General features: G+C 43.7%; 25 protein-coding genes. 15 read left to right on the forward strand and 10 right to left on the reverse strand.

The annotated features are described in order from the left end of the window. Together MSG34_RS12055 and MSG34_RS12060 are read right to left on the reverse strand one after the other, a co-directional pair. On the reverse strand, positions 1-1,167 hold the full coding sequence (locus MSG34_RS12055) for an ABC transporter substrate-binding protein (RefSeq protein ID WP_248337570.1): 1,167 nt from the start codon (positions 1,165-1,167) through the stop codon (positions 1-3). A gap of 383 nt (positions 1,168-1,550) precedes the next feature. Then, complete coding sequence (locus MSG34_RS12060) at positions 1,551-1,997, reverse strand: META domain-containing protein (protein ID WP_004734625.1); 447 nt, start codon at positions 1,995-1,997, stop codon at positions 1,551-1,553. A gap of 188 nt (positions 1,998-2,185) precedes the next feature. Here MSG34_RS12060 and MSG34_RS12065 point away from each other — a divergent pair, with 188 nt between their 5' ends. Both MSG34_RS12065 and MSG34_RS12070 read left to right on the forward strand, forming a co-directional pair. Beyond that, positions 2,186-2,449 carry a DUF1289 domain-containing protein gene (locus MSG34_RS12065; RefSeq protein WP_081090123.1) on the forward strand — a complete coding sequence of 88 codons (264 nt, stop codon included), beginning with the start codon at positions 2,186-2,188 and terminating at the stop codon, positions 2,447-2,449. 109 nt (positions 2,450-2,558) lie between these two features. Continuing rightward, positions 2,559-2,726, forward strand: coding sequence for a hypothetical protein (locus tag MSG34_RS12070; protein ID WP_197283236.1), 168 nt, complete (start codon positions 2,559-2,561; stop codon positions 2,724-2,726). Between the two features lie 59 nt (positions 2,727-2,785). Here MSG34_RS12070 and MSG34_RS12075 read toward each other — a convergent pair whose 3' ends face one another. The 3 genes from MSG34_RS12075 to MSG34_RS12085 form a co-directional block, all read right to left on the reverse strand. After that, positions 2,786-3,088, reverse strand: a complete 303-nt coding sequence (locus MSG34_RS12075) for a thiamine-binding protein (RefSeq protein WP_050650209.1) — start codon at positions 3,086-3,088, stop codon at positions 2,786-2,788. Positions 3,089-3,215: 127 nt separating this feature from the next. After that, positions 3,216-3,437, reverse strand: coding sequence for a hypothetical protein (locus tag MSG34_RS12080; RefSeq protein WP_017057116.1), 222 nt, complete (start codon positions 3,435-3,437; stop codon positions 3,216-3,218). Between the two features lie 253 nt (positions 3,438-3,690). Further along, a complete protein-coding gene (locus tag MSG34_RS12085) occupies positions 3,691-4,929 on the reverse strand; it encodes a DEAD/DEAH box helicase (protein WP_248337572.1) in 1,239 nt (412 codons plus the stop codon). A gap of 209 nt (positions 4,930-5,138) precedes the next feature. On the opposite strand from MSG34_RS12085, the gene MSG34_RS12090 reads away from it, so the two are divergent. Together MSG34_RS12090 and MSG34_RS12095 are read left to right on the forward strand one after the other, a co-directional pair. After that, positions 5,139-5,765 (forward strand): LysE family translocator, encoded by a 627-nt coding sequence (locus tag MSG34_RS12090; RefSeq protein WP_248337574.1) that lies wholly within the window; start codon positions 5,139-5,141, stop codon positions 5,763-5,765. Between the two features lie 231 nt (positions 5,766-5,996). Then, a complete protein-coding gene (locus MSG34_RS12095; RefSeq protein ID WP_048609429.1) occupies positions 5,997-6,353 on the forward strand; it encodes a hypothetical protein in 357 nt (118 codons plus the stop codon). A gap of 139 nt (positions 6,354-6,492) precedes the next feature. Here the strand turns inward: MSG34_RS12095 and MSG34_RS12100 are convergent, their stop codons facing one another. Both MSG34_RS12100 and MSG34_RS12105 read right to left on the reverse strand, forming a co-directional pair. After that, complete coding sequence (locus MSG34_RS12100) at positions 6,493-7,617, reverse strand: M14-type cytosolic carboxypeptidase (protein ID WP_029223407.1); 1,125 nt, start codon at positions 7,615-7,617, stop codon at positions 6,493-6,495. 135 nt (positions 7,618-7,752) lie between these two features. After that, a complete protein-coding gene (locus MSG34_RS12105; protein WP_048614798.1) occupies positions 7,753-8,028 on the reverse strand; it encodes a nitrogenase-stabilizing/protective protein NifW in 276 nt (91 codons plus the stop codon). A 307-nt stretch (positions 8,029-8,335) separates the two neighbouring features. Here MSG34_RS12105 and MSG34_RS12110 point away from each other — a divergent pair, with 307 nt between their 5' ends. The 3 genes from MSG34_RS12110 (at position 8,336) to MSG34_RS12120 (ending at position 12,254) form a co-directional block, all read left to right on the forward strand. Next, on the forward strand, positions 8,336-9,430 hold the full coding sequence (locus MSG34_RS12110) for a NapC/NirT family cytochrome c (RefSeq protein WP_248337576.1): 1,095 nt from the start codon (positions 8,336-8,338) through the stop codon (positions 9,428-9,430). A gap of 22 nt (positions 9,431-9,452) precedes the next feature. After that, positions 9,453-11,900, forward strand: a complete 2,448-nt coding sequence (locus MSG34_RS12115) for a molybdopterin guanine dinucleotide-containing S/N-oxide reductase (RefSeq protein ID WP_248337578.1) — start codon at positions 9,453-9,455, stop codon at positions 11,898-11,900. A gap of 141 nt (positions 11,901-12,041) precedes the next feature. After that, entirely contained in the window at positions 12,042-12,254 is a 213-nt protein-coding gene (locus MSG34_RS12120; protein ID WP_248337580.1) for a TIGR02450 family Trp-rich protein, read from the forward strand. A gap of 40 nt (positions 12,255-12,294) precedes the next feature. Here the strand turns inward: MSG34_RS12120 and MSG34_RS12125 are convergent, their stop codons facing one another. After that, on the reverse strand, positions 12,295-13,032 hold the full coding sequence (locus tag MSG34_RS12125; RefSeq protein WP_248337582.1) for an HAD-IIB family hydrolase: 738 nt from the start codon (positions 13,030-13,032) through the stop codon (positions 12,295-12,297). A 641-nt stretch (positions 13,033-13,673) separates the two neighbouring features. Here MSG34_RS12125 and proV point away from each other — a divergent pair. From proV to proX, 3 genes are read left to right on the forward strand one after another with little or no spacing between them, the layout of a single operon-like run. After that, positions 13,674-14,861, forward strand: a complete 1,188-nt coding sequence (gene proV, locus MSG34_RS12130; RefSeq protein WP_248337584.1) for a glycine betaine/L-proline ABC transporter ATP-binding protein ProV — start codon at positions 13,674-13,676, stop codon at positions 14,859-14,861. Between the two features lie 3 nt (positions 14,862-14,864). Then, positions 14,865-15,959, forward strand: a complete 1,095-nt coding sequence (gene proW / locus MSG34_RS12135) for a glycine betaine/L-proline ABC transporter permease ProW (protein ID WP_048617625.1) — start codon at positions 14,865-14,867, stop codon at positions 15,957-15,959. After that, the gene (gene proX, locus MSG34_RS12140; protein ID WP_017065372.1) at positions 15,952-16,959 is read left to right on the forward strand and encodes a glycine betaine/L-proline ABC transporter substrate-binding protein ProX; all 1,008 of its coding nucleotides are present in this window, start codon (positions 15,952-15,954) and stop codon (positions 16,957-16,959) included. The genes proW and proX overlap by 8 nt, the downstream gene beginning before the upstream one ends. A gap of 203 nt (positions 16,960-17,162) precedes the next feature. Here the strand turns inward: proX and MSG34_RS12145 are convergent, their stop codons facing one another. Further along, the gene (locus MSG34_RS12145) at positions 17,163-17,537 is read right to left on the reverse strand and encodes a nuclear transport factor 2 family protein (RefSeq protein ID WP_248337586.1); all 375 of its coding nucleotides are present in this window, start codon (positions 17,535-17,537) and stop codon (positions 17,163-17,165) included. A 141-nt stretch (positions 17,538-17,678) separates the two neighbouring features. Here MSG34_RS12145 and MSG34_RS12150 point away from each other — a divergent pair, with 141 nt between their 5' ends. The 5 genes from MSG34_RS12150 to MSG34_RS12170 all read left to right on the forward strand — a co-directional run bounded on the left by MSG34_RS12150 (position 17,679) and on the right by MSG34_RS12170 (position 23,787). Next, positions 17,679-18,545: a LysR family transcriptional regulator gene (locus tag MSG34_RS12150; protein ID WP_086970306.1), complete on the forward strand. Its 867-nt coding sequence runs from the start codon at positions 17,679-17,681 to the stop codon at positions 18,543-18,545. Positions 18,546-18,760: 215 nt separating this feature from the next. Beyond that, positions 18,761-20,155 (forward strand): polysaccharide lyase family 7 protein, encoded by a 1,395-nt coding sequence (locus tag MSG34_RS12155; RefSeq protein WP_248337587.1) that lies wholly within the window; start codon positions 18,761-18,763, stop codon positions 20,153-20,155. Between the two features lie 231 nt (positions 20,156-20,386). Next, on the forward strand, positions 20,387-21,634 hold the full coding sequence (locus MSG34_RS12160; RefSeq protein ID WP_248337589.1) for a paraquat-inducible protein A: 1,248 nt from the start codon (positions 20,387-20,389) through the stop codon (positions 21,632-21,634). Positions 21,635-21,658: 24 nt separating this feature from the next. Continuing rightward, a complete protein-coding gene (gene pqiB / locus MSG34_RS12165; protein WP_248337590.1) occupies positions 21,659-23,284 on the forward strand; it encodes an intermembrane transport protein PqiB in 1,626 nt (541 codons plus the stop codon). Next, positions 23,284-23,787, forward strand: a complete 504-nt coding sequence (locus tag MSG34_RS12170) for an ABC-type transport auxiliary lipoprotein family protein (RefSeq protein WP_248337592.1) — start codon at positions 23,284-23,286, stop codon at positions 23,785-23,787. The genes pqiB and MSG34_RS12170 overlap by 1 nt, the downstream gene beginning before the upstream one ends. Before the next feature lie 136 nt (positions 23,788-23,923). On the opposite strand, the gene MSG34_RS12175 is transcribed toward MSG34_RS12170, so the two are convergent. Beyond that, complete coding sequence (locus tag MSG34_RS12175) at positions 23,924-25,783, reverse strand: helix-turn-helix transcriptional regulator (protein WP_248337594.1); 1,860 nt, start codon at positions 25,781-25,783, stop codon at positions 23,924-23,926. Between the last annotated feature and the right edge of the window lie 36 nt (positions 25,784-25,819).

Genomic DNA, 25,819 nt, shown 5'->3' on the forward strand with positions numbered 1-25,819 from the left:
CTAGTTACCGTATCGCTTAAGCCACTCTTTCTCGAGCGCGTTTTGCCAGCTAGGGTGTGGTTCATCAACCGATTTAAATTGCTGGGTGTTTTTAGCGCTGCCAGTGAGGTACTTGCTGCTCAGAACCGAAGGATCGCCCCAAACATTCAGGTCACCTTTGCGAGACTGTGCTTCAGGGCTCAGTAAGAAGTTAATGGTCACTTGAGCACCTGCGGTTGCATTGGCATTCCAAGGAATCGCAAGGAAGTGAATGTTAGATAATGCGCCACTTTCTAGAGCATAAGCTTTGGTGGTTTCGGCTAGGCGACCACTTGCTTGTGCTGAATAAACAGAGTTTGGATTAAACGTAATCGCGAGATCGACCTGTCCGTCATCCAGGAGTTGGATGCTTTCCGATGTGCCTGCTGGGAATTGTTTGCCACCGCGCCAAGCCACTTTATGAAATTTATCTAAGTAAGCCCAAAGTGGTGCCGTCACTTCTTGGAAGTTGTCTTCTGAAACCGGCTGAGCCAGCGCAGGGTTATTGTTTGTTAGTTCAATCAATAGAGACTTAATGAAGCTCGTGCCATGAAATTCTGGTGGGCGAGGGTAGCTTAAGCGGTTCGGGAAAGCCTGAGCGTAGCTCAACATCTCAGAGAATGATTGTGGTGGATTATGCAGCGTCTCTTGGTCATGGATGAACACAAGTTGTCCAACGCCCCATGGTGCTTCTAGGCCTTCTGTCGGTTCAGAGAAGTCGACATCAATAGGCAGAGACTTATCAACGTACTGCCAGTTTGGAAGTGATTCTGTAAATGGCCCAAATAACAGCGCGTTGTCTTTCATCGAACGGAAGTTTTCACCATTGATCCAAACGATATCGACACTGCCTTCGGTGTTCTTTCCTGCCGCCTTTTCTGCAAGTAATCGAGTGGTGGTTTCGGCAATATCAGTGACTTTGACATGCTTTAAGGTAACACCGTAGCCACTTTGTAATTTCTTGCCTGCCCACTGTAGGTAACGATTGATCTCTTGGCTTCCGCCCCAAGCGTGAAAGTAGACAGTTTCTCCCTCTGCCTGCTGTTCTATTTGGTTCCAGCTGTCGGTGGATGTTGCTTCATCAGCATAAATGGTTGCGCTGTATGCAACGGTTGCCATGATTCCTAACGTACTTACTATCTTGTTCATAAACTTTTCCATTTGGTAGTGAACGGGCAAGAGCATTGTATTTTCAAACTCCCTAATAGTTATTCTATCTGTTTCTGAAATAAATTCTAATTCAACAGTAAATTCAATCAATTACTTGAGAACAAGCAGGGAGTTGCAGGTTGAGTTTTGTTCGATATGTAATCATCTCGAAAACTCGACAGACTCTAGGCTTTTGCCATCCTAGCAACAGACCGCTGAACCGTTGAATTTATTGCATCTAAATGAGAGATTTTTGAGGTTTATTGGAGGTTGGTACGAAAAGTCGGCGATGAGCGTCAATTTTGAAGAAGTAGTGAGGACTAGCTGGCAATAAAAAAGGAGCCATCAGGCCCCTTTAATCAATATTTGGTTTCGATGACGGATTAGTTTACCCAGTCACGAATGGTGTACGTTAGCGTGTGTACATCGTTTTTCAGTACTAGTGTATCGTTTGTTAGCGTTACGTCGCTCCACTCGCTTAGAGTAGCAGAAACTGATTGTTCGATTTCCATCGCAGAGCCGTGACACATTTTCATTGTCATGCCCATTTGCTTGATACGGAATTGACCGTCTTTCAGCTCGCCTTGACCGAAGAAGTTGTTACAACCAGCCATGCCGTTTGCAGTCATCTTTTCGCCGATCTCTAGACGAGGAGCTGCTTGGTCTTCGCTTTTCACAATGTCCTTGCCATCAATTTGCGCAAGTTCCCAATTATGGTGCTGTAGATCGGTTGGTGTTACTTGCATCGCGTTGTCACCTGTTGTTGTGCATGCTGCTAGCATCATAGGTAAAGCGGCTACTGCTAGTAATTTTTTTGAACTAAACTTCATATTATAAGGCTCCAAAGGAAAGAACGAAGTTACCGAATAAGTGTAACTTGATGGGTTCAAAGTATAGTTTACAAAACACTATATGTGTCAGTATAAGGTCATAGTTTAGTATGGATTCCATGAGCTAGGCGACAAATTAATCGCTTATTTTTGAGAGAGTAAGCGTAATTTTGAATGTGTAAGGAGGCATGGTGGAGCAGTTAGAGTTTTTCCAAGTTCCAAGCCCTTGCGTTGGGGTTTGTTCAAGCGATGACAAAGGCTATTGCAATGGTTGTATGCGCAAAAGAGAAGAGCGCTTTAATTGGATGTCGATGACACCGTCAGAACAATTGCACGTGATAAAGCTGTGTCGCCAGCGCTATAGAAGAAAAATAATGAAGCAAAAAAACTTGGTTGGTAAGCAGGTCGATGAAGAGGGAAATACAAGTCCCCAAAGAGATCTTTTTGGCTAAAGAGGAAGTATTTAGATTTTATTTAACTCCGAAGTAACTATTACTTTACATAATGGTTGGGGTGTAATATTAAGGTAGGTACCTTTGTACCTGAAGGAGTGGTGTCGGTATGAATAAAAAGAACGTAAAACTCAAAAAAGAGCCAGTCAAAGCACTGGACCGAAAACCGATCGGGGCAAAAGATGACCCTGAAGATACTCCGCGTGATTGGCATTCGATGTCAGAAGAAGAACGAATGGAAATCCTTTCTCACCTCTCAGACATGCCTTTCCAATAACACCACTGGTTTTCTTCAGAGTCTTTCTTAAAGCTCAGTTTTCAGAAACAAAAATGTGATTAAACAAACATGTGATTCGCTTTCGTTACACCACGATGGTACGTGCAAAATGTATCATCGGTGTCGGTGGTTTTACTGTGAATCTTAATGTTTGTGATCACTTCTACAGCCCCAGCATCGTAGCAAGCTTGTTCTGCTTTTTTAACGATATCGAGTAATTGGTTGAGTTCACCTTTCATCGTGGTTTCCATCGCACCGACTTGGAAAGGCACATCGGCAGCTTTCACAACTTCAATGGCTTTATCAACCACTTCGAAGTTGTTGCCTTCTTTAACGCGAGGTATCACTTGGAAGGCAACCATCACTTCTTTTTCTCTTTTTAACTCAGACACTTTCTGCTTACTCTAGGATAGGGAATTGTTGCAGATGATAGGTTAATGCGGAGACGAATTCTACAGCGGTTATGCTGGTTGGATTACTCTCGTTGTCCTACTTGTTACCCCAGTGGTCACTTACCCAACCACCTATGTGCTCATCAAAATGACTGCCACTGAACCTCTGGTTGCGTTCAACCGAAGTATCACAATCATCTTTATTATCTATTAGGGTTTGTATGTAGTTTGCCATCGGGTCATTGGAACGTTGACGATCTCGGCGGGTTGCCACTTCCTTAATCAGTTGTAATCGATATGTAGAGCTAGCACGTTTCATTTCAATGACCTCCTGTTGTAGACACTAATAGAAAAATCTAGTTGCCAGATATAGGGGCGTCAACGTGATTTAAGAGTATTTTTTTTGAGCAACCAAGAATCAATACGTTGGCATCATAATTCACAAAAGTGTCATTTAAGTTGGCAACTTTAGGTAAGTTTTTGGGTGTGAATTTATGTTTTGTTGCATATAAAAAAGCCCAGTACAAACTGGGCTGACCATTCTATTTCTGGCTGCTTAGCGCTATTTCTGGTTACTTGGAGCTATTTGGTTTGCTTTTAAATTGCTTAATGCTCTTCTTTTTGGCTGTTCTTCGATTGGCCATTTTGTCTTTAGGTGGACGCTTGCGAGCGGTCGCTTCAGATGCAGGTTTGTCGGTAACCGGGAAACCTTCTAATGGTTGCAGCACTAACGGCTTATTGGTCAAGGTGCGAATCGCATTGAGGTAGTCAGTTTCGCTGTGGCTAACCAGAGAGATCGCGCAACCAGTACTTCCTGCTCTTGCTGTGCGACCAACGCGGTGTACATAAGTTGCTGCGTGTGACGGTAATTCGAAGTTAATTACGACAGGTAACTGATCAATATGGATGCCTCTAGCCATCACGTCTGTCGCGATAAGCACACGAGTCTCGCCATTTTTGAAACTTTCTAATGCTTGCTCTCGTTCTTCTTGGCTCTTATTTCCATGTAACGCACTCACACTGATTTTGGCTTTATTCAATCGTTTGGTTAATGCATCAGCATTGTCTTTTGCACCAATAAATACTAATACTTGCGGCCATGTGTGTTGATTGAGTAGTGCGATGAGCGCTTGAGCTTTACTGCCTTTGTTTACTAAATACAGGGTTTCTTCAATAGTCGCGACCACGCTGTTTTCTTGGTGTGTCGTGACTTTAACTGGATTTAAAAGAAGCTCTTCAGCTTGCCCTACTAATTCGGGCGGAAGTGTCGCAGAGAACAGCAGTGACTGACGTTTGCTCGGTAGTGCTGCAGTAATCGCTTGAATATCTGGCCAAAAGCCCATGTCGATCAGGCGATCGGCTTCATCAAGAACCAATGATGAACACTGAGCTACATCCAGTTCACCACTTTTGATTAAAGCAAGTAAGCGGCCCGGTGTGGCGATGGCTAATTGTGGTTTAGTCGATAATTGTTGCTGTTGATCATCAGTATTCACGCCGCCCGTTAGCGTTACCAATTTGATATTGAGCGTTGTCGCGATCGGCTCTAAAGATTTGGTCACTTGAGATGCAAGTTCACGGGTTGGAACAATGATCAGTGCTTGCAGTGCATTTACATCTTGGTTGATGTTATTCACTAAAGGTAAGCCGAATGCCAATGTTTTACCGCTGCCCGTTTGAGCCAATGCAAGTACGTCTTTCCCCGCAATAATGGTAGGAATTACCGCTTGCTGTATCTCTGTCGGCTTATTGAATTGAGATGGGAGTGCGGAAACGGTTTTTGCGTTAAGGGTTAGGCTAGCAAATGACATAAATGAACCAAGTATCAAAAGGGAGGTGGAGTCTAACAGGGCTACAAATGTTAGAGAATCAGTTTTGTATGTTAGACGATAAACACATTCATTATACGCGTGAATTATGTCTGTTAGCCATACGCGATAATTAAGCGTTTATCATATTGTAATGGGACTGAATGGACGTACAATGTCCGCCCTAAAAATGTTCATGAAATGAGATCGAAATGAGTTGGGACAGTATCTGGCTGTTTATTGTTATCGTGTTTTTTATTGCCATTATCCCGGGCCCAAATGCGCTGTTGGTATTAAGCACAGCCTTAACTCAAAGGAAGCTGTTCGCATTTGTGAACGTGTTGGGCGTGTCATGTGGTTTCTTTTTTCACGCCTTTATCTCGGCCAACGGCATAAGCCTATTACTGTCGAACACTCCCATGGCCTTTGAAGGGCTAAAGTGGGCTGGGGTTTTGTATCTTGTCTGGCTTGGGTACAACCATTTTCGTGCGGCACTGCGTGCTCAAGAGGGCGTGCTCTCTGTGGTCAGTGCATCGGGAAGTAAGCTTTATAACCAATTTTTCAAAGGGCTTCTCACTAATCTACTGAATCCTAAAATTGTCCTGTTTTATCTTTCTATATTCCCTCAATTTGTTTCAACAGATGCGATTGTGACAGACAGTTTGATGCTCGGTGCAATTCAAGCGTCAGTGGTGTCGATGTGGTTCTTAGTTGTGATCTTAATGGCGGATACCTTTAAGCGCTTGTTGGTTCAAAAGCGCACCTCGCAAATGATGAACATTGTGTGTGGGATTCTATTCGTGGGCTTCAGCGTTCAGTTGGCATTGTTTCACCTTTAGGGTGCGACGTGAAGAATTGGATTTTTAGCTATTGGCTCAGTTCATATCCGACTCAGTTCTCATTTTTAAGTGAATGCTAAGCAATCCTTGTTTCTCTGTATAAATCTCTAAAGCATTAGCTCGGAAAGTCGATATAATAATTAGCTATCAGTTTGGTGAATGTGTTTGTTTGAAACCAATTGAAGCTACAGTCTATTGCTTGACCGAAATAACAGAGACAGGGAGTCACTGATGCGTGAAGATTCATTCACCCAGAAACGCAAATATTACCGCTTAAAGTACCCTCAAAAGGCTCGTCCGGTGATGCGAATTAAGGATGAGCTTTTTCATGTCAGCGAAGTTTCTGAAAAGGGTGTACGCCTGATGATGCGTAACATCATTCCGGTTTATCGTGGCTTTTCAATGGCTGGTACCTTGAGGTTGCATGACAATAACAGTATCGATGTTAGTGGTGCTGTATTGAGACAAGAGGGCGATGAAGTGATCGTTCAGTTATCACAAGGCCCAAGCTTCAAAGATATGGTGTCTGAACAAAGGCATATTAGGCAAAGATACCCGGTATTTTTTGCAAGCTTAAGAGTGGCTTAAAAGCGACTGACGTTAGATTCCTTAAGGCGCAAATCGCTCATTCTAAGCAGAGATTAAAAAGCCCAGCACTTTCACAAGTGCTGGGCTTTGTTCTATCTATCAAGCTAGATATATGGACAAATTAAAGAGCTTAGTGACTCTATAGCTCGTCTACTGTAGCCCAAACCGCGGCTAGCATGTCGTGACCAAACGCGACACTTCGCTCTGGAGACCAGCCGTAAAGTTCGTCAGCGTGACTGATGTGATCTTTAAATGGCATCTCGACTGTGTAAGCTAAACACTTGAATTGCTCACCAATCCAGTTTGTGCCAACTGTCATGTTTGCTTTGCCCGGTTCGTCTTTATCGTAACCAAATTCATCTTGGAACTCTGGCGTGATAGTGAGCAGTGCTTGCTTGAAGTGATTCTCTAGCTTAGCGATGCGCTCGTTGTAAGAAGGTGTGCCTTCGCTACCCGCGACAAAGTTATATGGAATCGCTTCGTCGCCGTGAATATCTAGACATAGGTCAACGCCCGTTTCTAACATACGCTCGCGAACAAGGAATACCTCTGGGCTGCGTTCCATAGAAGGTGATTGCCATTCGCGGTTTAGGTTTACGCCAATCGCGTTAGTACGCAGGTGACCGCGGATGCTGCCATCTGGGTTCATGTTTGGTACAACGCGGAACACAACGCTGTCTAGCAGAGAGCGACCGACCGTATCTGTTTCATCAAGCAAGCGTTGTAGCAGGCCTTCGATTAGCCATTCAGCCATCGTCTCGCCCGGGTGTTGGCGACCAATAACCCAGATGTTTTTCTTCTCTTCACTTGGCTCACCGATGGTTAGCAAAGTGATGTCGTTGTTGTCTAGTGTGTGACCTAGAGTTTCAAGCTTACAAGCTGGGTGCGTTTGAGCACTGTGCAGAAGATCTTGGTGACGATCGTATGAGTACGGTGCGAAGTACGCGAAGTACATTGAATCGTGTTCAGGGATGATATCAAAGCTTAATGTATCGCCATCGAACTGAGATGGGATACGGAACCACTCTTCACGGTCATACGATGCAACCACATCGTAATCTTTCCAGCCTTCAGGATAGGCAGATGTTGCCAATTGACCGATTTCAAAGTGGTGAGCTTGTTGAGCTTCACTTTCTAAGCGGAAGTGAAACCACTGAGAGATTTCAGTCTGGTTGTCTGCTGGGATAGTCAGTTGAATGTTTTGTGGTGAATCTGCTGAAACGACGTGAATGTTGCCGCTTTCGAAATTGCTGAAAATTTTCATTGTAGTTTTTATCTCGTAGTTGAGTTGCCGTAAGACTAGCACACTTTTTTTCGAGCAAACCACTAACTGAATCGTAATGAGATGTTATTTCAACTATCTCTTTTCTAGTTCTCTATTTTGGGATGCACTTTCTATCTATCGACGTTGGCAAGTGGTACACCCGCGGCAGGCAGAACGTGTGTGGCGATCCAACTTGCTCCGTTGAACCTTACAATACGCATTTTTCAACGCTCTTCTTCCAGAAAACCAATCATCGGGTTTCGACAGGATCAGATAACCATTAAAGCGCTTCACAAGCTCGACTCTATTTTGGTCGATAAACTTGCTATCAAAGCCAATTTCAAAGTAATCAAGCGCTTGTTCAATCGAGGTGAAACTCGCTATTTTTTGTTGGAATTCTGTTTGGTTCATTGAGTGAGGAGTTTATGAAAAATAGATAGCCAATATTGTAATAGATTTACAATTTACTTCTTTGACTTAGAAAGCCGTTTTGTCTCGTTGATGTTAGATTAATTAATAATAGATATTTAACCGCCGCCTATTATTTGGCGGGTGATTGTATCTGGTGGGGGATAATTTCGTGAAGTGGCCTTGGGTTCTCATAAAGGTTCAATTTTTGTTCCTCAGAATACCATTTATGATCCAAATCAAACCGATCTACCCCTAAAGTACTACTCTGATCTTAATTGTAACCAATTGTTGAAGATGATTAAGAATTATGACAATAAAAAAACGTTATATCGCACTAATAGCGGCGGTTGGTATAGGTATTGGCTGGTTAACCTTAGGGGGAACTGCAGCCGTTATGCACTATACATCGAGCACTGAGTTTTGTGTTTCTTGCCACACAATGGAAGCACCCCACAAAGAATACCAAGGTTCAGTACACTTCAGTAACGCAAAAGGCATTCGAGCTGAATGTGCCGATTGCCACATTCCAACTGATCCGATTGACTACGTGATCACCAAAGTAAGAGCGTCCAAAGACATCTACCACGAATTTATTTCAGGGAAGATAGACACGCCTGAGAAATATGAAGCACACCGTGAAGAGATGGCTGAGACCGTTTGGGCTCAATTCCGCGAGAATGACTCAGCGACTTGTCGCTCTTGTCACGAATTCGATGCAATGGAAGAGTTCGAGCAATCTCGTGATGCAGCGAAAATGCATGCTTACGGTCGTGAAAACAACCAAACGTGTATCGATTGTCACAAAGGCGTCGCACATTTTGCTCCTGAAGCTCAGCTAGATAGCAAAGCGTTCGATACCCTGATTGCATTTACGAAAAACACGCCAGCAGATGCGAAAGTGGTTTACCCAGTAACCGATATCGCAATGGGTGACTTAGGCAGTGTAAACCCAACAGCAGAACTGCAAGTGGTTAAGGCTGAAGGCGACAACCGTACTGTGACTTTGAATGCATTCCAAATGAAAGGTGCAGAGCAAGTGCTTTACTTCGGTGAAGGCCAACGTGCAATCGTTGCGACATTGACAGACAAAGGTCAAGAAGCACTGACTACTGGTGACTATAAAGCCGATGCTTACGGTAACGAGTGGCGTTCAGTTGCGCTAACGGGTGATATCACTTCTCCAGTTGTCGATAAACTAGACCCAATCTGGTCTTATGCAGAAGAGTTGGACAACGTTTACTGTGCAACGTGTCACGCGAAAATTCCTTCAAACCACTTCACTGTGAATGCTTGGGGACCTGTTGCGAAAAGTATGGGCGACCGTACAGACATTTCTGAGCAAAACCTTGAGCTGCTGACTAAGTACTTCCAAAACCACGCGAAAGACGTTGTTGGTCACTAAAGAGAATTAGAAGGATAAAATTATGACTAATATGACACGTCGTGGATTTATGAAAGGCACAGGTATCACAGCCGGTGCGTTGGCATTCACATCTTTGACGCCGATGAGTGCAATTGCTTCGGACAAACGTGGTTCTGGTGTTCTAACATCAGGCCGTATGGGCCCAATGTTGTGTGAAGTGAAAGACGGCAAACTCGTGTCGACGACGAATGCACTGGCACAAACGGTTCCAAATAGCCTGCAGACCACAGGCCCTGATCAAGTACACACCAAAGCGCGTGTTAAGTACCCTATGGTTCGTAAGGGCTACTTGGCTAACCCATCTGCACCTGAAGGTGTACGTGGTAGTGATGAATTTGTTCGTATCTCTTGGGATGAAGTGTACAAATTGATTCACCAACAACACTCACGTATTCGTCAAGAGCACGGTGCGGAATCTGTATTCGCAGGCTCTTATGGCTGGCGTTCAAGTGGTGTTCTGCACAAAGCGCAAACGCTTCTACAACGTTACATGAGCATGGCTGGTGGTTACTCTGGTCACTTAGGTGATTACTCAACAGGTGCTGCGCAAGTTATCATGCCGCACGTTGTGGGTTCGATTGAGGTGTATGAACAGCAGACGACTTACCCAGTTATCCTTGAGCACAGTGATGTGGTGGTACTTTGGGGCCTAAACCCAATTAACACCTTGAAGATCGCTTGGAGCTCAACCGACTGTGCAGGTCTTGAGTTCTTCCACCAGTTGAAGAAGTCGGGCAAGACAGTGATTGCGATTGACCCAATGCGCTCTGAAACTATCGAGTTCTTTGGTGACAACGCAGAGTGGATCGCTCCTCACCCAATGACTGACGTAGCCATGATGATGGGTATCGCACACACGTTAGTGAAACAGGGCAAGCACGATAAAGAATTCTTGGGTAAATACACAACAGGTTACGACGTATTCGAAGCTTACTTGATGGGTAAGGAAGACGGCGTAGAAAAATCTGCTGAGTGGGCGTCTGAGATCTGTGGCGTACCAGTGAAGCAACTGGAACTGCTGGCGGATATTTTCAGCAGCAACCGCACCATGTTGATGTCTGGCTGGGGGATGCAGCGTCAACAATACGGTGAACAACGCCACTGGATGTTGGTTACGCTAGCGACGATGCTAGGTCAAGTTGGTTTACCAGGTGGTGGTTTTGGCCTTTCTTACCACTACTCAAACGGTGGTAACCCTGCACGCGATGCGGGTGTACTTCCTGCGATTTCAGCGTCTCTTGGCGGTGGTTCATCGGCTGGTAACGACTGGGCAGTATCGGGTTCTGTGAATGCCTTCCCTGTAGCGCGTATTGTTGAAGCACTAGAAAACCCGGGTTCAAGCTACCATCACAATGGTCACAACTTAGCATTCCCTGAGATTAAAATGATCTGGTGGGCAGGCGGTGCGAACTTTACTCACCACCAAGATACCAACCGCCTAATCAAAGCGTGGCAAAAACCTGAGCTGATTGTTATCTCAGAACCATACTGGACAGCAGCAGCTAAGCACGCGGATATTGTTCTGCCAATTACTACATCGTTTGAACGTAATGACATGACGATGACGGGTGACTACAGTAACCAACACTTAGTACCAATGAAGAAAGTGGTTGAGCCACAAGGTGAAGCCCGTAACGATTTCGATGTATTTGCGGACATGTCTGAGTTACTTGCACCGGGCGGTCGTGATGTGTACACCGAAGGCAAGACCGAGATGGAATGGCTGTATGGTTTCTACAAAACCGCACAGCAAGGTGGCCGTGGTCAGCGTATCGTAATGCCTAATTTCAGCAAGTTCTGGGAAGATAATCAGTTGATCGAGATGAAGTGGAACGAGAAGAACGCACAGTTTGTTCGTTACGCTGATTTTCGTGAGAACCCAATCATGAACCCACTAGGTACACCAAGTGGCAAGTTCGAGATATTCTCAAGAACCATTGAAGGTTACCAACTAGATGATTGCCCAGCACACCCAACTTGGTTAGAACCAACAGAGTACACAGGCAACGCTAAAGATGGCGAACTGCAACTAATGACAGCGCACGCCGCGCATCGTCTGCATAGCCAGTTCAACTACGCGAAGATTCGTGAAGAATACGCGATTGCAGACCGTGAGCCGATTTCAATCCACCCTGAAGATGCGAAAGCTCGAGGCATTAAAACGGGTGACTTGGTTCGTGCACATAATGGTCGTGGACAAGTATTGGTGGGTGCATTAGTGACGGATGGCATCAAACAAGGCTCTGTATGTATCCATGAAGGCGGTTGGCCTGATTTAGATAAAGACACAGGTCTATGTAAAAACGGTGGCTGTAACGTGCTTACGTTGGATATCCCGACTTCTCGTTTGGCGAATGGCTGTGCTGCAAACTCTGCGCTTGTGAAGATTGAAAAATACACAGGTCCAGTATTAGAACTCACGGCATTTGATCCACCTAAAAACGGCTAATCTTTAACAAGAAATAGCTCACTGAACGAAGCCAGCCTAATCGCTGGCTTTTTTTGATCCTTTTCTTGCGGTGAAGACTATTACTCAATGTCGGCTAGACAATCCATAATAATCAATGACATCTAAGCGAGAAATAAGGTCATGAATCGAATCAATCCAAAGAAACTACTTCGCAGTAAATGGACAGCAGTTAGCCCATTAAAGAAAGAAAAACATTTTATGGTCACAGAGGTCGAGTTTGAAGAAGGGGAGGTCATTCGTTGTTTGCTCGAGGCGGTGATGACCAAACGAGAGGAAGACATCAACTGGCGGGATCTCACCGACAAGGATGATTGGCTTCCCGGTTGGAAATAAGGATAGGAAGCAGGGAGCAGTCGGTCACCTCTACTTATTTCTAATTACCCGTTGCTGCACGCCCTTGCCAGTATTTAAGGCCTTCTAACACACCCTCAGCATGTGTTGCTCTACTCGTGTATACGTTGTCTCTATCCGATAGGTGAGCAACCTCTGGGTAATGGTTAGCGACCAGTATCGAGTTTACGCCCTCAATCGTGAGCATAGAGGTGTCGTTAGCTGAATCACCTGCGACACATACTTCTGCAACGCTCAAATCGTGTTGTTCGAGTAGGTGGTGAATCGCAGTCGCCTTGTTAACGCCTTTTGGTGTGATATCTAAGTACCAATCATGAGAGTAAGTAAGGTGAACATCTAATCCGTGCATCTCCAAGCTAGATTCAATCAGTTCGTGTTGAGGCTCTGAAAGCTTTCCTTCAAAGGTGATCTTGTAATCGCCTTGATGGTTTTCTATGCGCTCACCCATAAAATCAAGGGGTGCGAGAGCCGTCTCTACCTTTGATTTGTTCCAAGAAGCTTCCAGTTGGTTATGCCAAACATGGTCTGGTTTTTGGGAATGAACATGATGAATTTTCGTGCCCACATCGCTAATAATACTGTGTGGTTTCGGGTAGTTATCCGATTCTAAACCCACTCGAATCGAAGGTAATGTTCTTCCCGTCGCGATGATAAAGCGGATATCAGGTTGCTCTGTGAGGTAATCAAATAGCTGGTTAACACCGTGAGATGATCCCCCATCAAGCGTACCGTCAAAGTCACACACCAACATTTTTATCATTCGAATTCCTTGTCTTTTTCTCTATTTCGTCACGGGGAAATGCTTATTTCTTTTATAAAGAATGGCTCAGCAATGAGTACTCTACAAGTTGAAGTCCAGCTTAGATAATCATCAATTGACAGTTTGCAGCAAGTATCACAGTTGGTGTGATGTATTAAAATTCTTGGTCTAAAAGGTTGATTTCAACTCGCTGACTTTAGCTGGTTGACCTTTGGTTTTTAGGTAGAGATTGAGAGTCGATCTTATCCTTGTTGCCGAGCGAACTTTCGCCTCGGAAACATCATGAAAGCTTAATAAATAGTTCGTATTCAAATTATTTGTGCACGAACTAATTGTGGCTTTTGTTGGTTCATTCAGCCTATTAATTACTCTAATGTAAAATTAATATTCAATAATCTACGACTAAGTAATACATAATATCGGTCGTGCATTTGTCTAATTTATCCCTTTAATTATCAGTGATTTGTTGTGTTTTCGCTTGTTTTTTGACCTCGATGTCACTGGTCTGGTTTCGGTCTGTTGCCTTATTTTACCGAACGAAGCTCCTTGATTTACATGTGCTAATTACTTAGAGTGCTAATTGTTTTTCGGGTTTAAATAACCATTTTTAAGTTTAAATAACTGAGAAAGGATTAGATTACATGGATCCCATACTGGAAGTTAAGGGACTGTACAAGGTGTTTGGTGAAGACACCGATCGTGCTTTTACAATGATTAATGAAGGCGCGAATAAAGATAAAGTTTTCGAAGAAACAGGGCTAACGATCGGCGTTAACGATGTTTCTCTTAGTATTCAAGAAGGCGAGATTTTCGTCATAATGGGACTGTCAGGATCTGGCAAATCAACCCTAGTACGCCTTCTTAACCGCTTGATCGAACCTACCAAAGGCAATGTGCTTCTTCGAGGCAAAGACATTGCCCACATCTCAGAAGATGAACTCCGCGAAGTCCGCCGCAACAACATCTCGATGGTTTTCCAAAATTTCGCTTTGATGCCGCATATGACGGTTATCGAGAATGCCGCGTTTGGTCTAGAGCTTGCGGGTGTTGAAGTTGAACAACGAAAGCAATCAGCACTTGAAGCTCTTGAGCGTGTTGGCCTTGGCCCATATTCAGAATCTTACCCAGATGAACTATCTGGTGGTATGAAGCAGCGTGTTGGTTTGGCTCGTGCACTAGCATGTGACCCAGATATCTTGTTGATGGACGAAGCGTTCTCGGCGCTCGATCCTTTGATTCGTACAGAAATGCAAGATGAGCTTATTCGCCTTCAAAATGACGATAAACGAACCATTGTTTTTATCTCGCATGATTTAGATGAAGCAATGCGTATCGGTGACCGAATTGCGATTATGCAAAATGGCGAAGTGGTTCAAGTCGGTACTCCAGACGAAATTCTTAATAACCCAGCGAACGATTATGTCGAAGCTTTCTTCCGCGGTGTGAACGTAGCAAGCGTACTTACTGTGAAAGACATTGCGCGTAAGAAGCCAGCTGCGGTATTTAAAAAATCAGAACACGATGGCCCAGCGTCAGCTCTACAAATTTTGATGGATAACGACCGCGAGTACGGCATCGTAGTTGAGAAGAGCAGCCGTTACTCCGGTATTGTCTCTATCGACTCGCTTCGTAAAGCTCACAAAGAGAACAAATCACTCGTCAGCGCGCAGCTCGATGATGGATTAACGCTAAACCCTGATTTACCAATCAATGATGTGCTTGGCCTAGTTGGTGGTGTGCCTTACTCAGTGCCTGTTGTGGATGAGCAAGGTAATTACTTTGGCGTGGTGACTAAGTCACGACTGTTACAAACATTGGATAAGGGGTAGATCATGTCGTCTGAACAAACAAATAATGACCCATGGTCTCAATCGGCTCCTGCAGCTCAACCTGCAAGTGATCCTTGGGGTCAAGCCACTGATACCTCACCATCAGCGGATTGGTTAAGCAGCGAAACCGTTGAAACGACTCCTTTTGATCCACTGAACCCTTTTGCAGAGGCTGTGTTACCTGTCGACACTTGGGTTGAGTCTGGACTGAATTGGTTAGTTGAGCACGGACGCCCATTATTCCAAGCGATTCGTGTGCCTATCGATTTTATTCTAAGTTCATTTGAAACGGCGTTGGTGTCTACGCCAGCACCATTCATGTTGATCATCTTGTTTCTAGTGGCGTGGCAATTTTCAAACTTGAAGCTTGGCGTTGCAACTGCCGTATCTTTGACTTTCATTGGCTTGATTGGCGCTTGGTCTGAAGCAATGACCACATTGTCACTGGTCATGACATCCGTATTCTTCTGTCTGTTGATTGGCTTACCCATGGGGATATGGCTCGCCCGAAGTAACACGGCGGCTAAATTCGTGCGCCCAATTTTGGATGCCATGCAAACCACACCAGCCTTCGTTTACTTAGTACCGATCGTAATGTTGTTTGGTATCGGTAACGTTCCGGGTGTCGTGGTGACCATCATATTCGCACTTCCTCCTGTTGTTCGTTTGACCATCTTGGGTATTCAGCAAGTTCCGGAAGAATTGATCGAAGCGGGTCACTCATTCGGTGCAAGCAAAAAGCAGATGCTTTACCGAATTCAACTGCCACTTGCATTGCCAACTATCATGGCGGGCGTGAACCAAACACTGATGCTGTCGTTATCGATGGTGGTTATCGCATCAATGATTGCGGTAGGCGGTTTAGGTCAAATGGTACTGAGAGGTATTGGCCGTTTAGATATGGGACTGGCCGCTGTTGGTGGTTTAGGCATCGTTATCTTAGCCATCTTATTAGACCGAATCACCCAAGTACTGGGTGTCAACGCTGGTAATACAAAATTACGCTGGTATCGCATGGGACCTGTTTCCCTTGTACTGAATGTACTTAATCGCGGTAACAAATCAGAACTTCAATTAAGGAAAAACACCAATGAATAATTCATGGAAGAGTAAACTCGCAGTAAGCATCGTTTCTACATTAGCGGTATCGACTAACGTGTGGGCAGCAAGCCTACCGGGTGAGGGCGTATCAGTTCAGCCGGTTCAATCGTCTGTAGCGGAAGAGACGTTCCAAACATTGATCGTTAACCGTGCTCTAGAAGAACTGGGTTATGACGTGAAATCAACTCAAGAAGTGGATTACAACGTAGGTTACACTTCAATTGCAAAGGGTGATGCAACGTTCCTAACAGTAGGTTGGTTCCCGCTTCATGCTGACAAATACACAATGGCTGGTGGTGATGAGAAATTCTACCGTGAAGGCCAATATGTAAGCGGCGCTGCTCAGGGTTACCTAATTGATAAGAAAACGGCTGAAAAGTACAACATCACTAACATTGGTCAATTAACGGATCCAAAAATCGCGAAGCTGTTTGATGCGGACGGTGATGGCAAAGCAGACCTAACAGGCTGTAACCCAGGTTGGGGTTGTGAGATGGTGATTGAACACCAACTTTCAGCGTTCAAACTGGACGATACGGTGACTCACAACCAAGGTAACTACGCTGCAATCATTGCAGATACGATTTCTCGTTACCAAAAAGGTGAATCAATCCTTTACTACACGTGGACACCTTACTGGGTAAGTGGCGTATTGGTGCCTAACGAAGATGTAGTTTGGTTAGAGGTTCCTTTCTCAGCACTTCCTGGCGAGCGTTCGAACGTGGATACGACGTTATCTAACGGTAAAAACTACGGCTTCGAAATGAACTCAATGCGCATTATTGCGAATAAAGAGTTTGCTAAGAACAACCCATCAGCAGCGAAGCTTTTCGAAATCATCAAACTTAACATCAATGATGTAAGTGCTCAGAACATGATGATGAGTAAAGGTAAGAACAGCTCTGCGGATATCGAAGCGCACGTAAATGGTTGGATTAAAGCGAACCAAAGCACGTTCGATGGTTGGATTACAGAAGCGAAGAAAGCAGCACTGTAACGTTGACTTGTATTTGCTCTGTCTTACCAGACATTTTGATTTGAAATGATGAGCGTGTTGAGTGATTGTGTAGAGTCACTCAATCACCTTCAAATCAAGTGAAAGGGCGACAAAAGTGAACATTAAAAAGCCAGCAGTCCATTTGGATTGCTGGCTTTTTGTTTTCTGTTTCTATTTTGAGTTTTGAGCCTTTAATTACAGCTCTAGCGTTCGCCTTGAACTTCGAAGTCGTCGCTGACTAAGCGAGCACAGCCATCGGCTTCAAGTGCCCAGTGTTCACGATGTACAACACCAAACGCTTTGTTCATTGTCCAGCTAGCGGTAAGAATGTAACCGCCGTCTGGGTGCTCTTCCCATTTAACATCGGTGTAATCAACGTCTTTGAAGCCTTGGTCGATGATGTTTTGCCAAAATGCTTGAATCGCTTCACGACCTTCAAAAGTACCAAATGGACGCGCTTCCATTACACAGCTTTTAGTATATTGATCGGCACAACCTTTCGCATCTTGGTTGTTGAAAGCCTTTTGCCACGCGTTAATGCCTTGCTTACATGCTTCTAAAATTTGGTTGTCTAACATTGTCTTTCTCCATAACAGTCTTGTTTCGAGCACTGTCTTTTTTATTTGGTATCTCGATAAGTTGAATTGAGTTTAGTCTTGGAAATTGATTTGAAAAACAGAGATAATAGAAAATACTGTTTGTAAAAAGAGAACAATAAGATGAGTAAGCTAAAGCAGATGTCGATTTTCGCTCATATCGTAGAGCAGGGTTCAGTCTCGGCTGCGGCTGAAAAGCTAGAGTTGTCTAAATCTGTCGTCAGTCAACATCTCAAAATTCTAGAACAAGAGTTAGGTGCTTCACTTCTTAAACGCACTACACGAAGACAAACTCTGACAAGCATGGGTGAGCGCTTTTATTTGAGTTGCAAAGACATCAATGTGATCGCTGAATCGGCTTGGGATATGGCAAAAGCTGAGCTAGAAGAGCCACAAGGTCGGATTCGTATCACGGCACCTAATGCGCTGATGGACTTGTTGGTTGCGCCTGTTATTGCGGATCTGATGAAGCAATATCCGAAGCTAAAGCCAGAACTGATAAGCGACGATCAACATCTAGACTTCATGGAGCACGATATTGATCTCGCGGTACGAGTGGGTAGTTCTCGTGACAGTAACCTCAAGCAGAAACGCTTGGGTGAATTTAAAGATGTGTTGTGTGGCGTTGAAAGCATGCGTGAACGCGAGCTTGATTCTATCCCTTATATCGCTAACTCGTGGCAGGGGAAGCAGATCTCTCATTACTTTACCTCTCACACTGAAACAGACTTCGTTTACCAACAACAAGCAAGCTGCACCACCAACTCTTTCCACAGCTGCCTTGCCTTGATCAAATCTGGTGTCGGTATCGGTGTGATTCCAGATTTCTACCTCTCTCAGTTATCTAATGAAGTGGTCGACATAATGCCAAGCTTCCAACTACCGACCAACACGGTTTATGCGCTAAACCCATTTGCTTCAAATACGCCTATCGCCATCAAGCTGTGTATCCAAGCGTTGGAAGAGAAGCTCAAGTGTAATTTGGTTTAAAGCTTCTCGTTATATTGCTGTCTTATTAGATGATGTGTTTGGTATAAGAATGGTTCATGTCACATAGTTATTTATTTGTAATATAATAATTCATGATCGTGATGCTTGTTCAACTTGTCGTACAAATATTGTCCTATAGTGGTTCTCGTTACTTCGGTAACACCCTACAAAATATGGAATAAATAATATACGTGAAATATATCATGGAGACTTGTATGACTTTTAAACCTTGCAAACTCACTTATTGCAAACCTCGAACTCACCAACTTAAACCTTACAAACAATTGTCGTGTGCGGTTCTTTTAGCGATGGCTACTTATGGCGTATCGGCTGAAACACTGAACATTCAATCCGCGTCAGACTGGGGTGGAGCGCACAACTCTTACCCAGCTTCGAATACGATTGATGGAAGCACTGATTGGTCATCACGTTGGGCTGCTCAGAATGCGCCCGTCAATTTAGTGCTCGACCTAGGCTCGGTACAAAATGTTCAAGACGTCGCGATAGCTTGGGGTAAAGGCGAAGAGCAAACTTATAAGTTCGAGATCAGAGCGCTCGCTGATGAAACTTCAAGCAGCTGGGACAAGGTTTACTATGGATATAGTAGTGGCAGCACATCTGGTTTTGAAACCTACGATGTGACGGATGTTCAAGCTCGTTGGGTTCGTATCAAAGTCTTTGAAAACAGTGCGGAAAGTGTTTGGACGAATATTACTGAAGTCGAAATCAGTGGCAATGATAGCCCTGACTATGGACTCGATCCAAACCTACCGCCGTCAGGTAATTTCGACTTACTGGACTGGTATGTGAGCATTCCCGTTGATGAAGGTGACGGCTACGCAACTTCTATCAAAGAGAACACGCTGGATTCGGGTTATGAAGACCAATTCTTCTATACCGGTAGTGATGGTGGCTTAGTGTTCTACACGCCAGTCGAAGGCGTGACTACATCTAGCGGAACAAAATATGTTCGTACTGAATTAAGAGAAATGCTTCGTCGCGGTGATACCTCTTACTCCACTTCGGGTAAAGACAATAACTGGGCGTTTTCGTCTATTCCATCGAGTGAGCAGTCGGACTTTGGTGGTATCGACGGGACGTTAAATGCGACGTTAGCCATCAACCACGTGACAACAACCACTTCGAACACTGAACAAGTGGGTCGAATCGTGATTGGCCAGATCCATGCCGAGAAAAACGAACCTATTCGCCTTTACTACCATAAACTACCAGGCAACGACAAAGGCGCAATCTACTTTGCTCATGAAACATCGAAATCGAGCGGTGGCGATGAAACTTGGCATAATCTATTAGGTAACATGGTGACGTCTGACGGTGATTTAAACAGCACTAGCAACCCAAGTGACGGTATTGCACTCGATGAAACCTTCTCGTATTCCATTGTTGTTGGAGGTGACAAGTTGATTACTACCATTAGTCAAAATGGCTCAGAATTGGCGGCAAAAGAAGTGGATATGAGTAACAGCGGTTATGACGATGCAGATAACTACATGTACTTCAAAGCAGGTATCTACTTGCAAGATAACTCAAGTGACGACAGCGATTATGCGCAAGTGACTTTCTATCAGTTAAACAACAATCACAACTGATCACGCTGTAAATAGTGCGTGACTACGGCAACGAGTTAAATCGTTGCCGTTTGTATTCGTTCAATGATTAAAAGGAGGTGACCAATTGGTCATCTCTTCTTTTATCTTTCTACCTCTCATTTCTACCATACTGTATTTGTTTAATTGTGTGCATATTGGCAAAAAATCCAACCCTTACTTATAGTTAGTCTTGGTGTCTAGTTGCTTATCAACCGCTAAGAGGATCCGTTATTGTCTGATCTTTGTACCAAGTCATGCATCGAATGTGGGTTAGTCAGTCAGTTCCGGGAATTACCTTCGGGCAGTGAGGCGTCGTGCCCTCGTTGTCATCATACTTTGTGCAGCATCGGCGCGAGTAAGGGGCAAGGAGTGATGGCCTACGCAGTGGCCAGTTTGATCACACTCGTGATGAGTCTTACTTTTCCCTACATGTCATTTAGCGTCCAAGGTATCAGTCAACAAATAACCCTTTATCAAGCCGTGGATATGATGAATAGGTTAGATAATTCACTGATTGCCGCACTCTTATTTCTTGCCGTTATTTTCCTGCCTGCTTATTTTCTGATTAGCGCGATCTGGTTCTATTCGTTGACTGAAAAAAGGCGCACCCACTCGCCGAACCTAAGCCGTTTAGCGATCTTCATTTTAAAGACCTTGAGCTGGGTTAAACCGTGGCTCATGGTGGATGTATTTTTGATTGGTGTGTTGGTTAGTTTGATTAAAATAGCAGCACTAGCCGATGTCTCTATGGGCATATCATTTTGGGCATTTGGTATCTACGCTATGCTGGTGGTCAAAACCATTTCGTTGGTTGATTTTGATTGGATCTGGGACCGATTGATCCCTCCGAACTCGTTGCACGAATCGGTAACGGGTAGCCTTTTCCAAAAGCATGAGCATTTGGTTTGTCATGTTTGTGGGCAGGTTCACTTGTATGATGACCAACTTAGTCAATGCTCTCGTTGTCATGTTCACCTACACCGATTTAATCCAACCAAAAACCTTCAGATAGCGTGGGCTCTATTACTCACATCCATTATTTTTTACATCCCGGCAAACCTATACCCAATGATGTATACGTCTGCATTCGGGACGAGTGAAGGTTCAACCATCATCGAAGGTGTCATCATTCTGTGGAATATGGGGTCATACCCAGTCGCTTTGATCATCTTGCTTGCCAGTGTGTTTATACCGATGGCAAAAATGATTGCGCTGGCACACTTGTATTGGAATGCAAAAAGGGTTCAGGGTTTACCTGTTGATGAAGCGACTCGATTTCTCAAAATATACCGTGTTACTGAGTTTATTGGTCGGTGGTCAATGATAGATATTTTTGTGGTTGCCATTCTGGTTGCCTTGGTTCAATTAGACGGATTGATGGCGATTTATCCTGGGCCTGCTGCTTTGTCTTTTGCTGCCGTCGTCATTTTCACTATGTTATCGGCAATGATTTTTGATTCTCGAATTATATGGAAATAATCTCTCGGTAGAGGTGTGGGGTATATGGATAAACAAAGCGCGTCAGATGCGAAAGTATCAAAAAAAAATGAATTGTCTCCGGTCTGGATTGTGCCCATTATCGCGGTTCTGGTCGGCTGTTGGATGTTGTTTCAGTACTTCAACAATCGCGGACCAGAGATCACTTTGATCTTGCCTGATGCTTCAGGTATCGAAGCGGGAAAGACAGCAATTAAGTCTAAAAATGTACATGTGGGCACTATTACGGATGTCGCGCTGAGTGAAAATTACGAATACATCATAGCCAAAGCTCAGATAGACAAGAAAGCCTCACGCATGATCAATAAAGAAACCCAGTTTTGGGTGGTTGAGCCCCATGTCGGCACCGATGGCATTAGTGGGCTTGAGACCATTTTGTCGGGGTCGTACATTGAGTTGAAGCCGGGTAAATCGAGTGAGTCTCAATTGAAGTTCGATGTATTAGATACACCACCCGTCGCGGGACCTGATACCAAAGGAATTCGTGTGGTGGTTTCACATAATAAGGCCAATCAACTGCGTGTAGGAGAACCTGTCTTGCATCATGGCTTCGTGGTGGGTCGGGTTGAGAAAACAAGCTTTGACTATGAAAAGAAAGAGGGTAAATACCAACTGTTTATCTTTGCACCTTATGATGGCCTGATTTTCGAAAAAACGCAGTTTTGGCTATCTTCTGGAATCGATGTGAAGTTTGGTGCGAATGGTTTAGACGTTAACTTTGCATCAATAGAAAGCATCCTGACTGGGGGTGTGAGCTTTGATGTAGCCGAGAGTATTAAGCCTGGATTACAGATAAAAGAGAACCTTCAAGAGTACACACTGTACGACAATTACGACGCGGTTTTACAAGGTAAGTACACGACATCGATCGAGTATGTGTTGCTATTTGAAGAATCGGTTCGAGGTTTAAGGAAAGGAGCTCCAGTGGAGTATCGTGGTGTCAGGATTGGCACTGTAGATACGGTGCCGTTACAAATTCGCATGGATAAAGATGGCAAAGTCTCGAACCGTATTCCTATCTTAATCAAGCTGGAAATAGAACGAGTTTCTGAAGTCTTTAGAGCCGTGAATGCCGAAGCCTTTGCTGAACGCGTCAAGCTGCAAATGGGCGAAGGGTTAAGAGCGACCTTGAAAACGGGTAACTTGCTTACAGGAGCGCTGTTTGTCGACATTAATTTTTATGAAGATGAGGAGACTTACGAACCCAGAGAGTTTGATGGTTACCCTGTGTTCCCAGTTGTCGCGGGTGGTCTAACCGAAATTCAAAATCAGATCACCGATTTCCTAACCAAGATTAACGAGCTACCGTTAGACGCGACTATTGCCAATTTAAACGGATCGCTTGCATCATTAGATATTACCTTGAAGAGTGTCGATCAACTGATGGGTAGTGAGGGCGCAAAAGCGTTACCACAAGATCTGAGTGACACCATGAAGCAACTTGAGGCGACATTAGAAAGTTACGATGATGACTCCGACGCTTACAAGCAATTGATCAGTGCATCTGAAGAGTTAGAACATGTGTTAAAAGAGCTTCGCCCACTGATTAAAGTGCTGAACGACAAACCGAATGCGTTGGTGTTCGGTAGCGAAGTAGAAGAAGACCCGATTCCAGTTAAGGGAGTGGAATAATGAGAAAGCTATTTATATCACTGGTTGTGTCAGTCGGGCTCTTGGGGTGCGCTGCGCCTACTGATGGTACTAACGCCTACCTCTTGCCTGAAAGTACATTGGATAAGCCCATCTTTAAGGTCAAAACTAGTGTTGATTTGCCGGATTACCTCGACACGATAGGAATAGCTTATCGCAAGTCTGAAAATGAATTGGTGTCTGCGCGTAAACACGTTTGGGCTGAGAACCTTGAAGGGTTGCTTGAAGAGCGGGTCAATACCTCTGATACATCAGGAGAGCCCGAAAGAGAGTTGACGATAACCTTTGAGCAGTTCAATGGTTCTTATACCGGAAACGCAGAAGTGAAAGGAACTTGGGTATTGAGCGATCAAGATACAGTACTTGCGCGTGCCGACTTCGAATCCAAAGTACCCTTGAAAGAAGCAGGTTATGAAGCGCTTGTTGAAGCACTAGGTGAAGGGTTAGATACGGTGTTATCTGAAATACAGACGCAATTGCCTTAGGTGTTTGTCTGATTAATACCGCTGGTCGTATATCTGGCTAATTGACTGATTCACCCTATTGCTAATGGGTAGCTCTCGGAGGATTAAAAAGCCACCTATTGTTTGGTGGCTGTTTATATCCAGTAAACCTGAGTCGTTAACCATATTTATTAATAAATGCGATAACATTCTTGTTACTAAGTAATTCGATCTTGTCGATAGTCAGTACGCAATAGCGGTAGTTTTTGTTTTTGAAGGTAATGTTCGACTTTTCTTCTGTTGGTTCTGAAAACTTCCATATTTCAAATCCGATGTTCTTCATAAGTTCCAATGCACTTGGGTTTTTAATGATCATGGAATACTTTTTAATCTTAGTATTTCTTGCAAGAAGCTTCATATCGGAAATTAGGTTCGCAATAGATTGTTCGCGCTTCTCAGAGTGACCGCTAACCACAATGTAATTTAAGTTCTGGTTAGAATCTAAAGAGCAAGCTTGCTTAATATGTAGATGCTTATTTTGGTATTGCTCGAACACCTCTTCGTTGAAGAAAAAACCTAGGCTATGACTAACAATATCGCCATTAACATCGACCATTTTTCTGCCATGCGCCTTTTTTTCACTGCAATAGAGAAACAGATCTATGGTATCAAGGGCTGAAGGATCCATCTTTGTATATTGTGAAATCAGCTTTATTCTATCTATTACTGCTTTGTCATTCTGATCTGTCATTAGTGGCATGATCTGACAGTCGCAGCCTTCTTCTATTTCCCCTTTAGTGATAGACGATATTCGGCTTTGAAACGAAAAGAACCTCTCACGAAGGAAGTCTTCAAGTAATGCACTGTCTTCGTTATCTTCTGAATCAAAGGATTTCAACGTTGTATACAAGTCCAGGCCAAGGCAGTCCAATAGTTTTAGAGCCTTGTAATTGTTTGGCTTTACTTTGCTATTTTCCCATCGATTTATCGTTACGACATCTACAGAGCTGAATTCATCATCTAAGTGATTAATGTATGCCGCAAAATCCTTTTGCGTTAACTTCAATTTCTTGCGCGCTTCGCGCAGTAATTGCGGAAATTTCATCATGGTAGAATATTCATCTTTGATTAGTGACATTACGTTCCGATTCGTCAGGTAGTCTATTTTATCAATCGTTAATATACAGTAGCTATAATGTTTATTTTTGAATGTGATATTACATTTTTTAGCAGAAGGTTCTGAAAATTTAAACACTTCAAACCCCACGCCCTTCAAGAGTTTCATCATATTGGGATCTTTTACTAAAACAGAATATTTTTTAATGTTTTTGTTCTGAGAAAGTAACTTTATATCTGAAACTATATGCTCAATAACATGATCTTTTTTCTCTGAGTGTGAGCTTATATTAAAATAATTTATGCTTTTGCTTGAATTTAAAGAGCAGGCAATTCTTAGATCTAGCTCTTGAGTTTTTAATGTCTCAAATTGATGGTCTTCAAAGAAAAAGCCTACGTTGTGACTCACAATGTCGCCATCTACATTGATCAGCTTGTGACCATGTGCTTTTTTCTCACAGTAGTAGAGATATAAATCAATTTGGTCCAGTGGCGAAATATCGACTTTTGTGAATTTAGAAAGTAGTTTGATTCTGTCGATAACGCCAGTGTCACACGGCTCTGACATTAAAGGCAGTGACTTAAAGTTGCGTTTGCCTTGTTGTTGATTCAGGCCTGATAGAGCTGAAATTCTACTTTGAAATGAGCCATAGGATTCGTTTAAAAACAGTTCGATTAACGTGTCTTTTTGTTCGGACTTAAAGCTCTTTATTGTCTCAAACAAATCTCCGCCAAGGTACTGTAAGATCTTGAGTGCTTTGTATGTACTAGGCTTTACCTTACTGTTTTCCCAACGATTTATCGTTACGACGTCAACCGCATTAAACTCATCGTCCAGCTGATTTAAGTAGGTTGCAAACTCTGTTTGCGTAAATTGAAGTTCCTTTCTGAAGTTACGTAACAACTGTGAAAACTCACTCATTAAAACATTAACCTTCTGATAATTAACTCAATGTCT

It is taken from the genome of Vibrio sp. 1CM2L, assembly GCF_023161695.1.
Taxonomy (GTDB): Bacteria; Pseudomonadota; Gammaproteobacteria; order Enterobacterales; family Vibrionaceae; genus Vibrio; species Vibrio coralliirubri.

Bases quoted from the DNA above. Each gene is read 5' to 3' on its own strand.
- MSG34_RS12055 (WP_248337570.1), bottom strand. From the start codon at position 1,167: ATGAACAAGATAGTAAGTACGTTAGGAATCATGGCAACCGTTGCATAC.
- MSG34_RS12060 (WP_004734625.1), bottom strand. From the start codon at position 1,997: ATGAAGTTTAGTTCAAAAAAATTACTAGCAGTAGCCGCTTTACCTATG.
- MSG34_RS12065 (WP_081090123.1), top strand. From the start codon at position 2,186: ATGGTGGAGCAGTTAGAGTTTTTCCAAGTTCCAAGCCCTTGCGTTGGG.
- MSG34_RS12070 (WP_197283236.1), top strand. From the start codon at position 2,559: ATGAATAAAAAGAACGTAAAACTCAAAAAAGAGCCAGTCAAAGCACTG.
- MSG34_RS12075 (WP_050650209.1), bottom strand. From the start codon at position 3,088: ATGGTTGCCTTCCAAGTGATACCTCGCGTTAAAGAAGGCAACAACTTC.
- MSG34_RS12080 (WP_017057116.1), bottom strand. From the start codon at position 3,437: ATGAAACGTGCTAGCTCTACATATCGATTACAACTGATTAAGGAAGTG.
- MSG34_RS12085 (WP_248337572.1), bottom strand. From the start codon at position 4,929: ATGTCATTTGCTAGCCTAACCCTTAACGCAAAAACCGTTTCCGCACTC.
- MSG34_RS12090 (WP_248337574.1), top strand. From the start codon at position 5,139: ATGAGTTGGGACAGTATCTGGCTGTTTATTGTTATCGTGTTTTTTATT.
- MSG34_RS12095 (WP_048609429.1), top strand. From the start codon at position 5,997: ATGCGTGAAGATTCATTCACCCAGAAACGCAAATATTACCGCTTAAAG.
- MSG34_RS12100 (WP_029223407.1), bottom strand. From the start codon at position 7,617: ATGAAAATTTTCAGCAATTTCGAAAGCGGCAACATTCACGTCGTTTCA.
- MSG34_RS12105 (WP_048614798.1), bottom strand. From the start codon at position 8,028: ATGAACCAAACAGAATTCCAACAAAAAATAGCGAGTTTCACCTCGATT.
- MSG34_RS12110 (WP_248337576.1), top strand. From the start codon at position 8,336: ATGACAATAAAAAAACGTTATATCGCACTAATAGCGGCGGTTGGTATA.
- MSG34_RS12115 (WP_248337578.1), top strand. From the start codon at position 9,453: ATGACTAATATGACACGTCGTGGATTTATGAAAGGCACAGGTATCACA.
- MSG34_RS12120 (WP_248337580.1), top strand. From the start codon at position 12,042: ATGAATCGAATCAATCCAAAGAAACTACTTCGCAGTAAATGGACAGCA.
- MSG34_RS12125 (WP_248337582.1), bottom strand. From the start codon at position 13,032: ATGATAAAAATGTTGGTGTGTGACTTTGACGGTACGCTTGATGGGGGA.
- proV (WP_248337584.1), top strand. From the start codon at position 13,674: ATGGATCCCATACTGGAAGTTAAGGGACTGTACAAGGTGTTTGGTGAA.
- proW (WP_048617625.1), top strand. From the start codon at position 14,865: ATGTCGTCTGAACAAACAAATAATGACCCATGGTCTCAATCGGCTCCT.
- proX (WP_017065372.1), top strand. From the start codon at position 15,952: ATGAATAATTCATGGAAGAGTAAACTCGCAGTAAGCATCGTTTCTACA.
- MSG34_RS12145 (WP_248337586.1), bottom strand. From the start codon at position 17,537: ATGTTAGACAACCAAATTTTAGAAGCATGTAAGCAAGGCATTAACGCG.
- MSG34_RS12150 (WP_086970306.1), top strand. From the start codon at position 17,679: ATGAGTAAGCTAAAGCAGATGTCGATTTTCGCTCATATCGTAGAGCAG.
- MSG34_RS12155 (WP_248337587.1), top strand. From the start codon at position 18,761: ATGACTTTTAAACCTTGCAAACTCACTTATTGCAAACCTCGAACTCAC.
- pqiB (WP_248337590.1), top strand. From the start codon at position 21,659: ATGGATAAACAAAGCGCGTCAGATGCGAAAGTATCAAAAAAAAATGAA.
- MSG34_RS12170 (WP_248337592.1), top strand. From the start codon at position 23,284: ATGAGAAAGCTATTTATATCACTGGTTGTGTCAGTCGGGCTCTTGGGG.
- MSG34_RS12175 (WP_248337594.1), bottom strand. From the start codon at position 25,783: ATGAGTGAGTTTTCACAGTTGTTACGTAACTTCAGAAAGGAACTTCAA.